Source organism: Novosphingobium sp., assembly GCF_965228995.1.
GTDB lineage: Bacteria > Pseudomonadota > Alphaproteobacteria > Sphingomonadales > Sphingomonadaceae > Novosphingobium.
In genome coordinates, this window is record NZ_OZ245852.1 from 3826614 (window position 1) to 3844068 (window position 17455).

Genomic DNA, 17455 nt, shown 5'->3' on the forward strand with positions numbered 1-17455 from the left:
CGAAGGAGGAAATACTACGAGGCTTGTCCCGACCAACTTAAGCCATTCCGAGGCAGGCGCATGAAAGTCTGCCTGCGCCGAAACCCGTCGTTGGCAGATGTCTGAGAGCCTGTCTTGAATCTCATCCGAAAGCCTCATCCTAGCAACGATTAATCGCCTCCACTGCACGCACGCGTCCGCCTAGCCAAACCTCCTAACTGCTTGTAGTTATTGTGGCCGACAAAGCTTCTTTGCCTGAGCATTTGGATCCAGCAGCTCACCTCGCCGCCAAACGTCGCTTATTTTTTAATCAGCTTAAACTGCTTATCTGTTACAGGGACTAATTGAGGGGATATTGGCATTGAAATCGAAGCAGAATACCAACGTTAGGGACATAATTCAGCGAAGCGACATCGTCGCCGTCGCGACTGCGCTCGGACTTCAAGTGGATCGAAAAGAGTCTCGACCTCGCAAAGCGCTCTGCCCGTTCCATGACGACCGCAATCCCTCGCTCAATCTTTATCAGCGGGCACAAGAACGCGACAACTTTCATTGCTTCGCCTGCGGTGCGCACGGTGATGTGCTCTCGCTCGTGCAGCGCCGTAACGGCCTCGATTTCTGGGATGCGGTCAAATGGCTGGCGCCCCACGCAGGCATCTCGCTTGCCGAAGGTGACCGAAGGCCTGCGGTTGATCGGCGGAGCGGCGCCAAGAAGTTTGCCGAGCGAGTGCGGGACGGATCCGACGAGGAGGAACTTGTGCGCATCGCCGAGCGTCGCGGGTTCGCGCCCGACATGCTCCGCAAGATCGGCGCTGGCGTTTATGATCTCACCGCGCTGCGCCGCGAAGCGTCGGGCGATCGCGTGCTCGAAGAGGCGCTGTGCGGCGCTGGAGTTCTGCGCCCCGAGGCAGCGGCGCTCCCGGAGGGCGAAGCGCAAAACTGGCTGCGAGGCTTCTACTCGGGCAAGCGGATCGTCTTCCCGCTCGTGAGTGGCGGCGGCGTACCCGCTGGGTTCGCCGCGCGCGCTCTCGGAAACGAGGATCCGCGCTATCTCTATTCGTTCGACTTCCCACGACGCGATACTCTCTACGGCGCCGATCGCGTCGAAGCCACGCTCAGTCGGCGCGAGCTGCGCGGAACCGCGGCGCAAGTTTATGTCGTCGAAGGCATTTTCGATCAGTTGCGCCTGGAATCGCTCGGCTTTGATGCGGTTGCCTTGCTCGGATCGCGGGCCGCGCTCGGCCAGGTCAAAGCGCTCGAGCGACTTGCGGATATCGCCAGCCAAGCCGATCGTCCTTTTCATTTTCGCCTGTTTCTCGACCCCGACACCGCAGGGCTGGACGGCGCTTACGATTTGATCCTGTCGCTGCTGCGCCTGCTCTACGGCGGCGCCGCCTTCGGGATCGAGGTCGTGGTGCCGCCGGCGCAAGCGGACAAGGCCGATCCCGACACCTATCTGCGCGGATTGGTCCACGCGGATGCAGCTGGCCTGCTCGATCAGAGAGCCTACGGCGCGCTCGAATTCATGCTCGGGGTGCGAACCGGTCTTCGCGAATTTCCCATCGATCTGGGCGCGTTGTCCCCCGTGCAACTGGCGAGCAGTGCGCGCCGCATCGCCCACAGCCTTCCCGATGCAAACTGGGACAGGGCCTTGGCGCCTCTCGCCATCGAGGATAAGCTCGCCGGCTTCGCCGCGACGATCCGCAACTACGGCGCCGTAACGGCGGTCGCGGCGCCAAGTCCGGTGGATGGGCGCGAGACCTCGGGTGATCCGCGCGCCGACCTAATCACCGCCTTGACTGTCGGCCGATCTTCCACGCAGCGTCGCGAATATCCTCTTGATGACGAGGCCTGGGAGCGGCTGGCGGTCGCTGCCACGCCGCTGTTCCATATCCACCGAGAGCGGCTGCAAATAGGCGACGGTCCGATGGCGCCGCTCCTCGCCCGCGATCTCCCCAAGGGCGGCGGGCGCTACCGCCTGAAGGCCGGGCCCGTCGCGGCAGACGCGCTCCTCCAACAATACGCGCTAATCGAACTGCTGCGCGATCGTCCTGGTGCACCGGGATTTTCCGACCGGATTCCCGCCGTCCGCTTCGATCGGCGGGCGGGCGGCAAGGGTATCTATCGAACCGGCGCCGAGGGCGAGACCGAGGCGCTGAGTTTCGCCTACCAGGTCGACATGGGGATCGTGAACGGCGAAGCTCCGCCCCTGCGCGAGGGCATCTTTCGCCCATACTTCGAGTGCTGGCGCGCCTTTATCGACCATCTCGATGGCAAGCTCCGACGTTATCGACACGAGGACCTGCAGATACTGCGGCTCGATATCACCGGCTTCTACGAGTTCGTCCGGCGCGACGTGATCGGCGACGCGCTGCAAGGGCCGCTCGAGCGCGCACTCGCCCAATTCGCGCAGGCCGACCGCGGACCGCTGGGCTTCGCTCCGCTGCTGCTGCCCGGCACTGGTGCAGACGCGGCCAACCGCGCTAACGTATTCACCGACTTCCTACTTCGTCACGCCTTCCACAGTGAGCATGCCGATCCCGAGACGGGCACCACTGCGCGCCTCAGCGGGTTGCCGCAAGGTCCCGATCTGTCGGCCTATCTCGCCAATATCTCGCTGTTCGACCTCGACGACATGATGCGGGCCGAGGTCCGGCGCATCGACGCCGCCCATCAGGAGGACGATACCGAGAACGATTGGGGGCTAGGCGAACGCGGCGCCAATGACGCGCCGACGAACCGCGACGATGCGCGGCGCGAACGGCGCCGAGGCGGATGCAGCGCAGCCTACGCGCGTTACGTCGACGACATTATCATCATCTGCCCGAACGCCGACGTGGCCGGACTCTTGCGGCGGAAAATCGAAACTCACCTCCAACTGCGAGGCCTGTCGCTCAATCGCAAGAATCCGACCCCGCCGCTGATGACGCGGGAGGAGGCGCGCGAATGGTTGACCGACAGCCGTATGGGGTTCGGCTTCTCGGGTCCCTTGGCGGACATGCCCGTGACCGAAACGATGGATCCGCTGGCCGATGCCGGCGACATCGATCGCCGTACCGCGCTGGGTCTCCTGTTCGACCCCGAACTCGACGACCTCAGGCGCCCGGAACGGATCTACGAGCGACTGGAACGCGCGTTTCGCGCCGCTGAAGTGCGATTTGGCGACCGCGCGAACGCCTACCGACGTCTCTGGCTGATTGCGGCGGGACAACAGGACATGGGGGCTGCAGAGATCGCCCGCTCATTTCGCACCGAAGCGCTTCGCGTCGACGTCGGCGCGCGGATGGCCGACACTCCATTCGATATCGCGCTCGCGGCGCTTGAAGCCATCGAACGCGCGCTGCGAGCCCATATCCCCGCGGCGCTCGGGGAAGATGCGCGCGACTGCTGGGCGGATAGGCGGGTCAGGCTGGCAAGGGCGGTGCTCAACGACCTCTTTGCGCCTTTGGCCAGCGCCTTCCTCGGCGCGGGCGCGCAATCGTTCCTCGAGCGTCACGATATCCGCTGCCAGATCGCCATCGTCGCCTGTCTGGCGCTGTCCGTCCTCGAAGACGCGAATGTCGCCGTCGACGGTCATCCGTTCGCAGCGTTGAAGTCGTACCTCTCACCCGTCGAGGGCGTCAACCTATTGCCCGAGGGCCTGCGACTGTCGCTCTATCGCCACGACGGCGATTTCGATCCAGGCCTTCCCGGACTTTCCGTCCCCTCCGAACAACAAACGCGCAGCGCCTTTCGCCGCCTTGAAACGGCACTGGTCAATCTGCAACGGCTCGACGCCGGCACTTCGGATCTGTCACCAGCTCCGCCTAGCGATCCACATGCGACCCGGATCGGGCAGGTTGTCGAGAAGATCCTGAAAATCTGGACGCCCGGCGCGGCGGATCAAGGCGAGATAGATACCGTGGAAGTCGACGCCGCCGCGACGCTCGTCAACGTAGCCCACCGACACTTCGCCGCCATCGCGCAGTCTCGGCCACGGCTGATACGGATGATCGCGAACCAAAGCGATGCCAAGGCGCTACCATCGCCTCCGGGTCTCGAAGCCTCGGGTGTGCTGCTATGGTGCGAGGCCGGCCATCTGCTTTTTGCCGCTCCGCGCAGCGATGCGCCGCGTCCGGTGGGCGCGCGGTGGCGACAGGAATCCTCCAGCGCACACGATTTCCTCCACCTGTGGAAGGCCGATCTGGCTGTTGGTATCAGGCCGCTATTCGACCTCGAATTGCACTGGGATGCGTTGGATATCGCCGCATTGTATGAAGGGGGATATGGATCCTACTGCGACCTGCTGGTCGCCGCGACCGAACAGATACCGGTTCCAACTGCCTTCTCCTTTTTTGCCCCTGTCGACGCGAGTGGGGCGCCTGACATTCACAGCGCGACCCTCGTCTGCTGGACAGCGCCGCGTAAAGCGGTCGATGGCCACGCCTTCGTGCGGAATGGAAACGCGCTGGAAGCGCGGCCTGTTCATCTGCTCGACGCCGACTACTGGCGGTACGGGTGGGCGGTCCGTGACCTATGCCGCCGGTCCGAAGGCCCCGCCGAGGATATCACAGGGTTGGAGGGCCATGGCGATACCAAGCTCGATCGCGACGGACACCGCCGCGACGCGATCCTGGCGCGCGTGCTGCCCCGGCTTACCGGCGCCGATCGCTGGGGCGCCGGCTTGCGAACCGAGGACGGCGCTATTCCGACGCGCATCGCCCGCGCGCTGCGACTGCTCAACGCCTTCGGCACGACCGAGCTTCCCGACCGGCAGGCGACCTATCTCGTTGCGGCTACTGCCGAAGGCGTGTTCATGAGCGAACGGCTGGGCACGGCGGGCGATGCGAACCATAGCGGCCGGCCGGCGGCGATCGCAGCGCGGGCTGCGCGGCGGGTGAGCCGGGCCCTTCCTGCCGCAGGCCGGTTGTGGCCCGACGAGCATTCGTCTGCTCCCGATCAGCGGCGGAGCGCTGCGGCCTGGTTTGCCGCGGCGCACCGCGTCGAGGCGCGGGGCGATGAGCTGGACGACGCGGCCGCGGTCCCGCTGAAATCATTTGCCCTTGGGCTTGCTCTGCTCGGGACCATGGCCGAACTGCGCGCGCTGGCCTTCGAAATGGCGGCCGCCTTGCCGCAGGACAGTCTCGAACGCCTGCACAACCTCCCGATCGACCTGTCCTTCGTCACGCCACACCTGGGCGGCGAGATCGCACTGATTGACGACCCGGAGAGCGCCATCGACGGCGATCCCGAAGTTCAAGTGCGGCGTATTTTGCGGGCCTTCGGACAAATCATCGCGGGGCGCCGCACTGCGGCGGCGGCGGCACGCGATGCGATTACGCCGCTCGGCTGGCTTATCCTCGTTTCGACCCTGTTGCAGGTGACCCCTCCGGCAAATGTCAGCTCCGAGGAAGAGCGGCCAGCGCTGTGGCGCATGACGCCCAGCGGGTTCGAATTGGCGGCAACGGCGATTTCCGCATTGCTGCCTTTCGTGGCGGCCGCGGCGCCGGACACTGCAGACGATGGCGATTGGCCGTGGAATGCCTTTGAGCCGCTTCGCGCCGCAATGCCTCAGGGCCTCAAAGATCACTTGGCCGAACTGTCCGCGGCCGCGGCGATCCGCATCGAGGTGCTGCGCTCGACCGTCAATCCGCGGACCGGCGAAGTCGTCGACGGAAGGCCTGTGCTCCGCCTCGCGGATGGCAGCTCGCATCGCATGTCCGAATGGCAGATCGATGTAGCATACATCGCGGGCGAGCGCCGGCTGTCGACCGAGTGCGACGAGCAGGACGGCCGCATTCACTACCGCTATTCCGTCGCTTGGAACAACGGCCGGGTCGTCGGGCTTCACCTCGTGTCGCAAAGCTTGGCCGAAGTCGCGTTCTGCGGCTCGCCGGGACCGACAGCCGAAAGGGAGCCGCTTGCAAGCGACGCGGCGGTCGCAAGCGGGCCCAGTTTCCAAGATCAAACTCCGACCGTCACGCCGAGCACCGGAGATGCCCAAGGAGCGCAGACCGATGCGACGGTGAGTAGCGCAGGCGCTCATGGCGAAGACATGCGAATGGAAAGCAGCACTGGGTCCGCTCAGTCTGTCTTCGACTCGCCCCTCGAAGCGCCGTCACAAGACGCCAAAAGACACGCGGGCGCATTGTCGCCCACCGAGTCGATGGCCCGCATCATTCAATGGCAGGACACGCTATGGCGCCAGCGGGCTAAGCCCGGCCATGGCCTTCAGCGCGTCGCGATCGTGCAGTGGGACGTTGCAGACACCTATTATGCGCCAGGCACGAGCGGCGGCAAGCACGAGGGTTTACGTGGTCTCGATGGGAAGGCGGTCGATGCGAAGACGGTGAACGGCGGCGGCGTTTTCCAATCTGTCGCCGAAGGCCGGCGGCGCGCGATCATGCGCGAAGTGCTCCGCGCTTGCGCCCGCTTCGAGGTGGATGGTCTCGTGCTGCCGGAATACAGCATGCGCCCTGAGACGGTGAATTGGCTGACGCGCGAGCTTGCCGCGATGAACCTCTCGCTTACCGTCTGGTGCGGAACCTTCCGCGTTCCCGATGGCGCGTCGATCTCGACGGCCATTCCATCGACCGGGCCCTCGCCGTTCTTCCAGCCGTTCACGCCCGGGGCGGCCGGCACGTACGAGTGGGAGATGCATTCAGCCTTGCTGACCTGCATCGATGCATGGGCCTCCGAAGACAAAGCGCAAATTCAGTGCGCGGTTCGGCGCAAGCGCTATCCCTCGCCGGCCGCGGGCGAGCTGATCAGGCCTTCGGCGAAGGAATTGTGGCAGCCTCTGCTGACGCACCAGAAAGATCCCTTCCGGCTCGGGACCTACACAGTGGAGCTCGTCTGCTCGGAGATGTTCCTACACGCCAGCAGTTCCAACTACATCGGCATCCTCGAGGAAAACAGAAGCCTCGCCTCACGCTACGGAATCCCCTGGCCGAGATTGGGAGCTGTCAAATCGCTTAACGACGACATGCACGTGTTCGCCCGCTGGACGTCCTACCGCAGTGTCGACGAGCCGCAGGAACTTGCGCGCGGCAAAGCCATGCAGCGGACCTTGATCATTCTGCCGGCCATGACTTCGCGGTCAGCCGACTATCATATCTTCGGGCAGAACCAGTATCTAGCAGCCGGGCTCGTGACGGCGTTCTGCAATGCCGTCGAGCCAACGGGGAGCGTCGGGGGCAGCGCGTTCATTGGGCTCGACGGCTGGAAGTCGGGAACGGAGACGGCGACGCCCTACGGCTCGTTGGCGCCGGGGATCTTCCAGCTCGAAAGTAAGCACAGCGGGCCGCTTGGAACGAAGGAGGCGGCTATGGTGATCGCAGATATTGACCCGGTCCGGACCACCGACCTCAAGCCGCGTCCGCACTATCAGGGCCGATCGCTCCAGCTCGTCGCGCATCTCCCGCTCGTCTTCTCGACTGAGCCCGATCCGTCGCCCGAAGCCAGAGGCACGCGCAAGCGCTCGCCGCGTAGACGGCTCGTCGGCGGGGCGCAAATGACCTTCCTTGAGGCCGCCGCCGCCGTGCAGGAGGTTCTCGACGCGCCCGAGCCGAGCTGGCGCCATGAGCGTGCCGTGCCCGATTCCGATCCACTGGTCGAACAGCGACGCACCGAAATCCTACAAAAAACGGTGGCGGCGCTGGACATGCTGGTCTGTTTTGCCGACGATCCCGAATGGCTGCGCCGCCGCGCGGCTGCCTTTAGGGAAAAGCGGTGGCATTACTCGCCGCCGTCGATCCTTCCGGCCCTGACCGATTGGCTGTACGTCGACGACAGTTGGCGTGAAATCGCTGTCGATTTGGGGGACAAGCATCCGTGGGAAGCCGACGAGAATGTGCTCGACGTGCCGCGCGATTGTGGCAACTCGAAATTTCAGGCGTAAGTTGTGTTTAGTGGGTCCGGGGACAGCATCTTGGGTGACGGGCTGGAGGCGGCTGCCCGCCAACTCGAAGCGTCGGGACGCTATCGCGTGCTGCGCCGGCTCGACCTCACCGCGTGCCTCGCCGAGCGTGATGACAGTCCGACGCGGCTCGGCATGTTTCTCGACATCGAGAGCACCGGCCTCGATCCTCTTACCTGCGAAGCGATCGAACTGGCGATCGTGCCGTTCGAATATCGCCTCGATGGTGAAATCGTCGCCGTCCACCCCCCGTTTCATCAATTAAAAGAGCCGTCGACTCCGATATCCGATGAGATCACTAGGATCACCGGGATCACTAACGCCATGGTCGCGGGACATTGCATCGATCCGGTTGCGGTCGCTCGTTTCATTGAGAGCGCCGCAATTGTCGTTGCGCACAACGCTGCCTTCGACCGGCCAATCGCCGAGCGCATTACGCCCGCCTTTATCGCAAAGCCCTGGGCCTGCACGGTGTCCGATGTCGATTGGCGAAGTGAAGGGTTCGAAGGTCGCCGACTTGGCGAATTACTGGCGGCATTCGGCCTGTTTTTCGACGCCCACCGCGCTTCGGATGACTGCGAAGCGGGGATAGCGCTTCTGACCCAGATCCTCCCGCGTTCGGGGCGGTGCGTGCTCGAAACAGTTTTGGCGGCGGCGCGAAAGGCGTGTTGGCGGATCTTTGCGGTAGAGGCGCCTTACGACGCGCGTGAAATCCTGCGACAACGTGGATACCGCTGGAATGCGACTGCAGAGTTCGGACCGCGATCGTGGTGGATTGATCTGGAGAGGATGCGCGTTGAGCCGGAACTTCAATTTCTCGAAGATAAGATTTTTCAGCGCCCTCTCGACTTACCAATGCAGGAAATCACCGCGTACGACCGTTATTCTATGCGAACTACCCAAACGTATCGCTAGCCTACATGCGAGCGCGAGGCATCGTCTCGAGCCTCGCCGACCGCTACTCAGCGCGTCATTCCCAAACTACGCTTTGCTCGCCCCGAGCAAACGATGAACCGCTGCACGTTCCCAAGTCGGCGTTGCGCTCCAAATTATTTGCTGACGGCGTCTAGCAGTCGGTTTCGAAATACGAGCGAGGGTCGGCTTCTCACGATTACACCTCTCGAGTAGGCGTTCCTACGGGTCCTACGACTCCGACCATCACAGCACGTCGAACATCACATGAGCGACCGACAGCTTGCCGCATTCGCTCGCCGATTCCGGAAAGTCCCAATCGTCCAACTTTGTAGCCAATCCGTGCCTCTCGAATTGACGTCCACTTTTGGCCAAACCTGCCGTTCGATAGACTGCCTAAAAATGGCAGAAAAGTCCCACAATGCGTCCATCGCGTTTTGAAGCTATTACCTGAACGAAGGTCAGGCATGAAGGAACGCGCCCACAGCCGGGAAAGTTACCATTTAAGTCAGAGCCGATCGATTCCAACGTTATTATGTGGGCAGCAGCGCCGCAGCCTGCTCTTGCCAATGCGGCGAAATGTCTTCCGTAAGCGTCAAGTTGGTGCAGCCGAGATCGGCGCGGGCCCGCCCGCCTATGATGGCATCAATCACCTGCGGACTGAGAAATGCAAGCCGCAGCACGCGGAGCATGTAGGAGGGTGGAACCTTCTCCTGCGCGGCGTAGCGCGTGACATCAATCTCACCCTTGCAAAGTTCGTCCCACCAACGATGCGCGCGGGCGATCAACCGGACCAGCGGCTCGTTGGGCATTTGGGCTGCGGCAGCGCCGTTAGGTTCAATCAGTCGCACCATCTTGCCAGTACGGCTCAGGCGCACTGGAAAATCAAACGTGAGGCTGGCGGTGCCCTTCCCCACCGCCAGCCCGAGCAGATTAGCAATGGCGGGCGCTGGACACGAGAATTCGATCCGTTCAGAATCAACTTTGACCTTCTCGATCAATCCGAAAAGAGCTTTGCCGTTGACCGATGCGGCAGCCTCGGCCGCGCGATCATGCAGACCCGTCATCGTGTCCACTTCGATGGGAAGGCCCATATTAACTGCCAGCGACAGGGGATCGGCCAGAGCATCGCGCAGTCGGGCAATGACAGCGCCTTCCAGTTCCTTTGCCGGGATGCGCATCCCTTTGGCCGCATCGAGGTGTGTGGCGGCACTCACGTAATAACGGTAGCGGACTTTGCCTTTGCAAGCGTGGGTTGCCATCAGTGGTTGATTGTCGCCATCGACAATCCTGCCGGCGAGCGGACTTGGACTGATAGATCGCACGCCTGATCGATGGCCTTTTACATTGTCAGCGAGCCTGCGCTGCACCTCATCCCACATGGCCTGATCGACAATAGGATGGTGGAGCGCAGCATGGTGCTGCCCCTTGTGCTCGATTTTGCCGAGATAGATCGGATTAGAGAGAAGGCGGTATAGCTGCCCCCTGGAGAACGGAATGCCGCCGAAGCTTTTGCCATTAGCGGTCTCCCGCTGCGGCGACCGTATCCCGTCACGCGCAAGTTTGGCAAGCAGCAGCCGGACATTCCCGATTTCGAGATAACGGCTGTAAATGGCGCGCACAAGGTCGGCCTCTTCTTCGACTACAGCAAGGCTGCGGCCGTCGGGTCGGTAGCCCAACGGCGGCGTACCGCCCATCCACATGCCCTTGGCTTTGGATGCCGCAATCTTGTCGCGGACGCGTTCGGCGATGACCTCGCGCTCGAATTGCGCGAAGGACAGCAGCATATTGAGGGTTAGCCTGCCCATGCTGGTGGTGGTGTTGAACGACTGCGTGATAGAGACGAAGCTCGTACCCACCTTATCGAATGCCTCGACCAGCTTCGCAAAATCCAGTAGCGAACGCGTCAGCCGGTCGATCTTGTAAACGACGATAATGTCGACCTGCCCCGCCGCCACATCGGCGAGCAGCCGCTGGAGTGCAGGACGCCCCAGCGTGCCGCCCGAAATGCCGCCGTCGTCATACCGATCCGGAATTTGGCTCCAGCCCTCGCTGGTCTGGCTGAGGATGTAGGCGGCACATGCCTCGCGCTGCGCATCGAGGCTGTTGAAGTCCTGCTCGAGCCCGTCTTCGCTCGATTTGCGGGTGTAGATGGCGCAGCGGATCTTTTTCATGCTGCTTTTCCCTTTTTCTGTTTGAGACCGAAGAAGGCAGGTCCCGACCAACGCGTACCGGTGATGGCCCGGGCAACTTCAGACAGGCTGTTCCAGGCCTTTCCGCTCCAGCGGATCACGCCATCCTCACCGACTTGAACGATGTGGACGTTGCCATTCCACTCGCGCACCAGCCGCATACCGGGCTGGACTTCGCGAGTGGTGGTTTTGGCTTGCCACGTCTGGGCGAGCCGTTGCTGGGTTCGGCGCGAGAGTCCGCCATGGACTTTGGCCTGCAGTTCCCAGGCCAGTGCCATGCGCAATAGGCGCGGGCTGACATTGGGCGCCGGGCCACCCGTCAACCGCTCCCACCGCTCGCGAAGTTCGGCTGGCGGATACTCCGCCAGCCGAGCCAATTCCCGATCCAGATCGATCCGGGCCATCAGGCGGCCACCTCAATGGTGTAGCAGGTCATGTTGTCGCGCTTGTTTCGAACGATGGCATGGCCCTTCTTGCGCAGACCGGTGAGCGCGGCGCGGGTGGTGTGCGGCAGCCAGCCGGTGGCAGCGACCATTTCGGCCAGGGTCGCGCCGGTTTGGCGGCGGAGCAGGTCCAGCACAATGTCTGTTTTGCTGCCGGCCCGCTGTTGTTGCGCCGGAGCGACCTGCGGCGTCGGTTCCTCGCCGTCCGTATTGGATTGCTCGACCGGCCCCGGTTCCGCACCGCTGCTTTCGGTGGGGGCATCGGCTGCGCCAAGGCCGATCGCAGCTTCACCCGCCTCGGTGATGAACACTCCGGTCGGGTCCCGGTCGGCATCGCGCCAGGCAAGGCTGCGATCGGTAACGGGCGCTTCGGCTACCAGACCCTTGCGGATGAGCGCGGTGATGGCCTTGTTAGTCCGGGCGAGATCGCCAGCGGCAGCGCCGGGTAGCGGCAGCAGGTTGCCATTGTCGTTCCGGCTGGAGGTCGAGAGCAGGATGATCTGGAGGTCGTTGAGTTTGTCCGTGGTCATGGTGGTGCTTTCGCTTTTTGTCCGGCACGATGCCGGTCCCACCACCCAAAGCCCCGACAGGGATGCTGTCTGGGGCTGTCCGCCGCACTCGGTGCTGCGTTTGTCACGAACAGCAATGCTTGCCGTGGCAACGAAGTCGAACAGAATGTGCGAGCAAAGCACAGATTTCTATGGTTCTGGGCCTTCTACGAGTTGGTTGGGGTTGTGTCTGAACCCGATGCTGAATTTCGTTAGGAAGACTTAAAATTGCCACTGGACTTTGGGTCCGACCTATCGCTTGCTTGCACTATGACGCTAGATGACGACGAGATCGCAGATCTGCCACGGCGCCTGTTCGCCATGGCCGGCCGCAGACTGGAATGTGCTGTTGCAACCGCAGGCGCGGGTGAAGCCCGCAACCTAGCTGCACAACGCCAACAGGACATTGCCGGCGAACTTTATGGCTGCGGCCAGGATTTGATGGTGATCGCCGACGCCATTGCCGCGCTCACAAGCGAGGTCGTGCCGTGACGTCCCGCCGGTTCGGCCTGTCCAAATCCAAGATCAGCCTGTTCGAGCAGTGCCCGAAGCGGCTGTGGCTGTCCGTGCATCGCCCAGAGCTAGCCGAAGAATCTGACCGTGTACGCGCATCGTTCGCCGCAGGTCACGTGGTCGGCGAATTTGCCTGCAGGCTCCGCCCCGATGGCATCATGGTCGATGCTAACGACGGCTTGGCGGCGGCAGTTGAACAGACGTCAGACCTGCTAGCCGCTGGATGGGATCGCCCGATATTCGAGGCGACCTTCGCCCACGATGGGGTGCTGATCCGTGCCGACATCATCGAACCGCACGATGGCGGATGGCACCTCGCCGAGGTCAAGAACACCACTGGCGTCAAGGCCTACCATATCGGCGACATCGCCACCCAGGTTTGGGTCATGCGCTCCTGCGGCATCGATGTGCGCTCAGCTGCGGTCCGCCATCTCGATCGCAGCTTCATGCTTACGCGCGAGGGCGACTACGCCGGGCTGTACGCCGACACGCCCGTGCTCGCGATGGTCGAGCCCATCGCCGCCAGGCGAGCCGAGGTCGTCGCGCAAGCCCGTGAGATGCTGGGCGGCGATGAGCCCGTGCGCGAGCTTGGTGATCACTGCGACGATCCATTCACGTGCTCATTCAAGGCCTATTGCGGCCGGCACCTGCCACAACCACCGGAATGGCCGGTGGCTCTACTTCCTGATGCCGCTGGCAAAAAGGTCGCACGGAGCTTGTTGGCGCAGGGCATCACCGACCTCACCCTGGCGCCGGTGGGCGCCATGACCAATGCAAAGCTCGCCCGCGTGCATGCAGCGACCCTGTCTGCCCAGGCCTACCATGACGCAGAGGCAGTCCGCCGTGAGACTGCCGACTGGGCATACCCGCGGGTGTTTCTGGACTTCGAGACGATCCAGTTCGCAATTCCGCGGTGGATCGGTACGAGCCCATTCACGCAGGTGCCGTTTCAGTTCTCAGCTCACATCGAGACGGCGGAAGGGGTAATAGACCACATCGCGTTCCTGGCCGCCGACGGTTCGGATCCGCGGCGGGCTTGTGCTGAAGCACTGACCGCCTTGCCGGCGACCGGCGCTGTGATCGCCTGGAATGCCTCGTTCGAACGTCAGTGCCTGACGGGGCTTGCCGAGCAGTTTCCCGATCTGGCGCCCTCGCTTCAGAGCCTCGCCGATCGTCTAGTTGATCTACTGCCCATCGCGCGCCGCAACTACTATCATCGCGACATGCGCGGCAGTTGGTCGATCAAAGCGGTGCTGCCGACCCTTGCTGCGATCGGCTATGAGGACTTGGTCGAGGTCAAGTCGGGCACTGACGCGCAGACCGCATATTTCGAGGCGATCGATCCTGGCACGACGCCAGAGCGCGCCGCAGCGATCCGCGACGCGCTCTTCGACTATTGCCGCCGCGACACCGAAGCAATGGTTCAGGTGCTCGCCGCGCTCACGCGGTGAGCCGCGCGATGCGAGGGCGCAGGCTGTTGACCATCTGGTTGGCAGCGCTCGCCAGCCAGGCACGCTGTTCGGCTTCCCTCGCAGCATCCCATGGTTGTGGGAACGAGGTCGCAAGCGCGAACGTCGCCGTTCCATCTTCATTGGTCCAGGTGGGCTCAGACAAGCCAGCGGCCAAAAATTCGGCGGCAATTGCCTCGCGATCTTCGTGGAGGCTGGCATAGATCTCTTGCCCATCGGCATCTGTATAACTCAAGTACACGCCGACATTGCCAGATTTGGCGGAACGATAGAGTCGTGGCTTTGCCGGCCCAAGGAACGGCAGTTTCATCCAGCCAGGTCCGCCCCAGGTCGGCGGCATCTGAGCGGGATCATCGAACCTGACCTCTGCGACAAAATCCGCAATGAAGCTGCGCCATGCCGTTACGCTCTCTGACGACGAACCGGGCGACCGCGCAGAGACCTGAATATTGGGGTCGTCGTCCGTCGCGATTGTTATACCCGGCACTTCGCTGCGGATAACGAACCGATCGATGATCTGTGTGCGCGCGATTAAGCGTGGCTGGACGATACGCCGCTCTTCGCCCGTGGTAGGGTCGGAAAAGCGATAGTCGGCGATTTCCAGCAATCCAAGATCAAAAGCCAGACCGGGCTGGTCCCGCAGGTATTCTCCCAGGCGCCGCGCAGATTCTGTGATGCCGTCCCCGGCAATCAACAGCAGGAACCGCCCTGCCGCAAGGTCGCGTGCAACCCGGTCGTAGAATTGCGCTTCTGACATGCTACTCCCAGCCTCGCGGGCCAGCTCGTAGAGAACATTTCCGCGACGTTGCCGGTTGCTCGATATGGCTGCCTGGAGCGTTTCGTAGTCGGAGCGTGCGAGTTGGCGGGCATAGTCGAGGACCTGCCCTACCACCTCGCGCCGGGCTTGCGGATTGCGCCAGAGCTTGCATTCGACGATGATGAGCCTGCCCCATTCGCTGACCAGCAGGACATCGGCAAAACCTGCCCCTGGAAGATAGAACTCCTTGGCAACGGCTACGACCCGGCCAATTTCGGGCTCAAGTTCAGCCAGCGGCAGGATCGCGGGGTGCTCAAATATCAGGTCGCGCAGTGGATGTTCCGCGTTGGCATCACCTTGCGGAATTCGCGGCACCAGTGTGGAGCCAGAATTATCAATGAGAACAAGCGTCATCGGTCTGAACCTTCGTCGTTAGCAGGAACAGAGCGAATGCTTCGTTCTAACCCGAAGTCCAGATCGTATTCGCAAATATATAATAGAATTATGAATCGGTTACGCAGGTGGTGATCCGACGTCAAAATCCGGGTCGTGAACACAGATCTGAAGTCAATCATTGGGGCCCGCGTCAAAGCTGCGCGCCGATCCGCCGGCCTTACCCAGGCTGTGGTGGCTGAGCGGATCGATCGCACCACCGAAGCGGTCTCCAACATCGAGCGGGGACGAAGCCTACCACCCCTCGACATTCTGGATAAAATCGCCGAGCTGACCAATTGCCCACTCTCGAGCTTGGTCGAGATGCCGACTGAAGGCGGACGGCTAAGCGAACGCGCTTCGCTTGAAATGCAGCTCTTGGCGACAGGCCGTAACCTCACCATCGAGAAACTACGAATTGCGGTGCTGCAAATCAATGCCTTGCTCACCACAGACCAGTAGCCGGATCGCCAGCGTTACCGGAGATCCGGGCCTATCCTGACTTACGATGACAGCTTTGGTCGCCTGCCCGAACTCGCCTGGCTCGATAGCCTGGGCCTTACCCCAGCTATCCGGATGCGCACCGGCAGCACGCGCGCCCTGTTCGCTGCAACGCTGGCAGGCGCAGGCATTGGGGTAGTGGCCCGGCGGTTTGTACAGGCAAATTCCAACCTTATCGTGTTGCCGACGTCCCTGCCACCGCCGGTACGCACGCCGTGGTTGACAGTACACCGTGATCTGCGCCGGATGCCACCTATCGCCGCTGTCCACCGCTGGATTATCGGAGCTTTCAATGTTTGATGAGTCAGTACGATTGTCATGATGAATCGGCGTCAGAGGATACTCGTGCTGAGTACTGGAGCAATTCTTTGGCCAGATGGTCATACACCGCACGCACACTGGGTTGATGGCGCAGATCCTCGTGCATGACGATCCAGACTGGCAGCGCAAAGCTGTGTTCCGAAATGATCCGTACCAACGACGCATCGCGCGCAGCAATCCCGATCTGGCAGACACCGATACCCACCCCGGCCCGGATCGCCGCCACTTGGGCCGGCCCGCTGTCAGTGCGGATGGCAAAGCGGAGCAGGTTTGGATCAAGCCCCAGTCCAGCCAGTGCCAGCATCAACTGGTCATCGCGATCCCCACCAATCAGGCTATGGCCATCGACCAGACCATTGATATCTATGGGTTGTTCATGATACTCTAGATACTGCTTGCTGGCAAACAGGCCGAGCCTGACGTCACCCAGCTTTCGCGCCACAAGCGCGGCCTGCACCGGGCGAACCATGCGAATGGCAACATCCGCGCGGCGTTGCAGCAGATCTTCCATGCGATCGCTAGCGACAATCTCGATATTCAGCGCAGCGTGCTGGCGGAGCAGCGGCGCAAGAATGCCCGGTACGATTTCGCCAGCCATCACTTCGCTGCAAGTCACGCGAACTGTGCCCGCAACATTCACCGCATCGCTTTTGGCAGCGCGGACCAGCGCGTCCGCCGCACCCTCCATGGCTTGCGCATAAGCAACTAGCGCCAGAGCATTCGCGGTCGGGATGAGGCCATTGGGCGATCGGGTAAACAGCGCCACCCCCAATTGGCGTTCCAGTTCATCGACGTGCCGCCTGATGGTCGGCTGCGATAACCGCAAGTTGCGAGCCGCTGCAGACAGGCTGCCGCTGCCCATGACCGACAGGAATGTGGCCAGATGATCCCAGGACGGACGATCGATCATATATTTTTGTTTAGCAGATCAACATGCTTACACAATGGCGTTCATCTGAACAGTGGGCAATAGCCGGTTGCACGAACCGGCCCCAACATTTCGGGACCCGCGCAGGAGCCAGCTTTATGACCGCCGACCCCATTCAAATCACCGGCAACGTTTTGGGCGTTCCGCGCACGATCCTGCGATTGGAAGGCGCGTTGGTGTTGGCAGGGACCGCGTTTGCATATGCGCACACCGAAGGCAGCATCCATCTGTTTTTATTGATTTTCCTGGTGCCGGACCTGTCGATGCTGGGCTATCTTGCGGGTCGGGCGTGGGGGGCCGCGATTTACAACTTTAGCCATAGTTACCTGGCGCCCGCCGCACTGCTTGGTCTGGGATTTTTGCAGCCTGAGCAGCTTGCGGTGCAACTGGGGCTGATCTGGATGGCGCACATCGGTTTTGACCGCATGGTCGGCTATGGGCTGAAATACCGGAGCGGCTTCGCTCATACCCATCTCGGTGTGCCGCGATGGCACGGGGTGAAACCCTGAAAGCCGGGAGCAGCAATCACAACCAAAGCAAAAGGCTGCGCGGTTGTGATTGTG

At 62.3% G+C, this 17455-nt stretch carries 12 protein-coding genes; 7 read left to right on the top strand and 5 right to left on the bottom strand.

Translation table 11 applies throughout. From position 1 onward, the window contains the following. Positions 1 to 340 precede the first annotated feature (340 nt). Positions 341 to 7858, top strand: coding sequence for a CHC2 zinc finger domain-containing protein (locus tag ACO056_RS17460; RefSeq protein WP_421849181.1), 7518 nt, complete (start codon positions 341 to 343; stop codon positions 7856 to 7858). 30 nt (positions 7859 to 7888) lie between these two features. Continuing rightward, the gene (locus ACO056_RS17465; RefSeq protein WP_421849184.1) at positions 7889 to 8791 is read left to right on the top strand and encodes a 3'-5' exonuclease; all 903 of its coding nucleotides are present in this window, start codon (positions 7889 to 7891) and stop codon (positions 8789 to 8791) included. Positions 8792 to 9321: 530 nt separating this feature from the next. On the opposite strand, the gene ACO056_RS17470 is transcribed toward ACO056_RS17465, so the two are convergent. From ACO056_RS17470 to ACO056_RS17480, 3 genes are read right to left on the bottom strand one after another with little or no spacing between them, the layout of a single operon-like run. Further along, positions 9322 to 10962 carry a recombinase family protein gene (locus ACO056_RS17470; protein WP_421849187.1) on the bottom strand — a complete coding sequence of 547 codons (1641 nt, stop codon included), beginning with the start codon at positions 10960 to 10962 and terminating at the stop codon, positions 9322 to 9324. Then, positions 10959 to 11384: a DUF2924 domain-containing protein gene (locus tag ACO056_RS17475; RefSeq protein ID WP_421849190.1), complete on the bottom strand. Its 426-nt coding sequence runs from the start codon at positions 11382 to 11384 to the stop codon at positions 10959 to 10961. The genes ACO056_RS17470 and ACO056_RS17475 overlap by 4 nt, the downstream gene beginning before the upstream one ends. Then, positions 11384 to 11953, bottom strand: a complete 570-nt coding sequence (locus ACO056_RS17480; RefSeq protein WP_421849193.1) for a DUF3489 domain-containing protein — start codon at positions 11951 to 11953, stop codon at positions 11384 to 11386. The genes ACO056_RS17475 and ACO056_RS17480 overlap by 1 nt, the downstream gene beginning before the upstream one ends. A gap of 288 nt (positions 11954 to 12241) precedes the next feature. Here ACO056_RS17480 and ACO056_RS17485 point away from each other — a divergent pair, with 288 nt between their 5' ends. After that, entirely contained in the window at positions 12242 to 12463 is a 222-nt protein-coding gene (locus ACO056_RS17485) for a hypothetical protein (protein WP_421849196.1), read from the top strand. Further along, the gene (locus ACO056_RS17490) at positions 12460 to 13935 is read left to right on the top strand and encodes a DUF2779 domain-containing protein (RefSeq protein WP_421849199.1); all 1476 of its coding nucleotides are present in this window, start codon (positions 12460 to 12462) and stop codon (positions 13933 to 13935) included. Before ACO056_RS17485 ends, ACO056_RS17490 begins: the two co-directional genes overlap by 4 nt. Here the strand turns inward: ACO056_RS17490 and ACO056_RS17495 are convergent. Next, positions 13925 to 15124, bottom strand: a complete 1200-nt coding sequence (locus tag ACO056_RS17495; RefSeq protein ID WP_421849202.1) for a hypothetical protein — start codon at positions 15122 to 15124, stop codon at positions 13925 to 13927. The two genes, ACO056_RS17490 and ACO056_RS17495, sit on opposite strands and share 11 nt — an antisense overlap. Positions 15125 to 15259: 135 nt before the next feature. On the opposite strand from ACO056_RS17495, the gene ACO056_RS17500 reads away from it, so the two are divergent. Beyond that, positions 15260 to 15604: a helix-turn-helix domain-containing protein gene (locus ACO056_RS17500; RefSeq protein ID WP_421849205.1), complete on the top strand. Its 345-nt coding sequence runs from the start codon at positions 15260 to 15262 to the stop codon at positions 15602 to 15604. 36 nt (positions 15605 to 15640) lie between these two features. Then, entirely contained in the window at positions 15641 to 15943 is a 303-nt protein-coding gene (locus tag ACO056_RS17505; RefSeq protein WP_421855575.1) for a LysR substrate-binding domain-containing protein, read from the top strand. Between the two features lie 16 nt (positions 15944 to 15959). Here ACO056_RS17505 and ACO056_RS17510 read toward each other — a convergent pair whose 3' ends face one another. Further along, entirely contained in the window at positions 15960 to 16874 is a 915-nt protein-coding gene (locus ACO056_RS17510) for a LysR family transcriptional regulator (protein WP_421849208.1), read from the bottom strand. 116 nt (positions 16875 to 16990) lie between these two features. On the opposite strand from ACO056_RS17510, the gene ACO056_RS17515 reads away from it, so the two are divergent. Beyond that, entirely contained in the window at positions 16991 to 17401 is a 411-nt protein-coding gene (locus ACO056_RS17515) for a DUF4260 domain-containing protein (protein ID WP_421849211.1), read from the top strand. The last annotated feature ends 54 nt before the right edge of the window (positions 17402 to 17455 follow it).

What these genes read in the sequence shown, in the direction of transcription:
- ACO056_RS17475 (WP_421849190.1), bottom strand. Translation starts at nt 11,384, where the DNA reads ATGGCCCGGATCGATCTGGATCGGGAATTGGCTCGGCTGGCGGAGTAT.
- ACO056_RS17510 (WP_421849208.1), bottom strand. Translation starts at nt 16,874, where the DNA reads ATGATCGATCGTCCGTCCTGGGATCATCTGGCCACATTCCTGTCGGTC.
- ACO056_RS17485 (WP_421849196.1), top strand. Translation starts at nt 12,242, where the DNA reads ATGACGCTAGATGACGACGAGATCGCAGATCTGCCACGGCGCCTGTTC.
- ACO056_RS17480 (WP_421849193.1), bottom strand. Translation starts at nt 11,953, where the DNA reads ATGACCACGGACAAACTCAACGACCTCCAGATCATCCTGCTCTCGACC.
- ACO056_RS17495 (WP_421849202.1), bottom strand. Translation starts at nt 15,124, where the DNA reads ATGACGCTTGTTCTCATTGATAATTCTGGCTCCACACTGGTGCCGCGA.
- ACO056_RS17515 (WP_421849211.1), top strand. Translation starts at nt 16,991, where the DNA reads ATGACCGCCGACCCCATTCAAATCACCGGCAACGTTTTGGGCGTTCCG.
- ACO056_RS17470 (WP_421849187.1), bottom strand. Translation starts at nt 10,962, where the DNA reads ATGAAAAAGATCCGCTGCGCCATCTACACCCGCAAATCGAGCGAAGAC.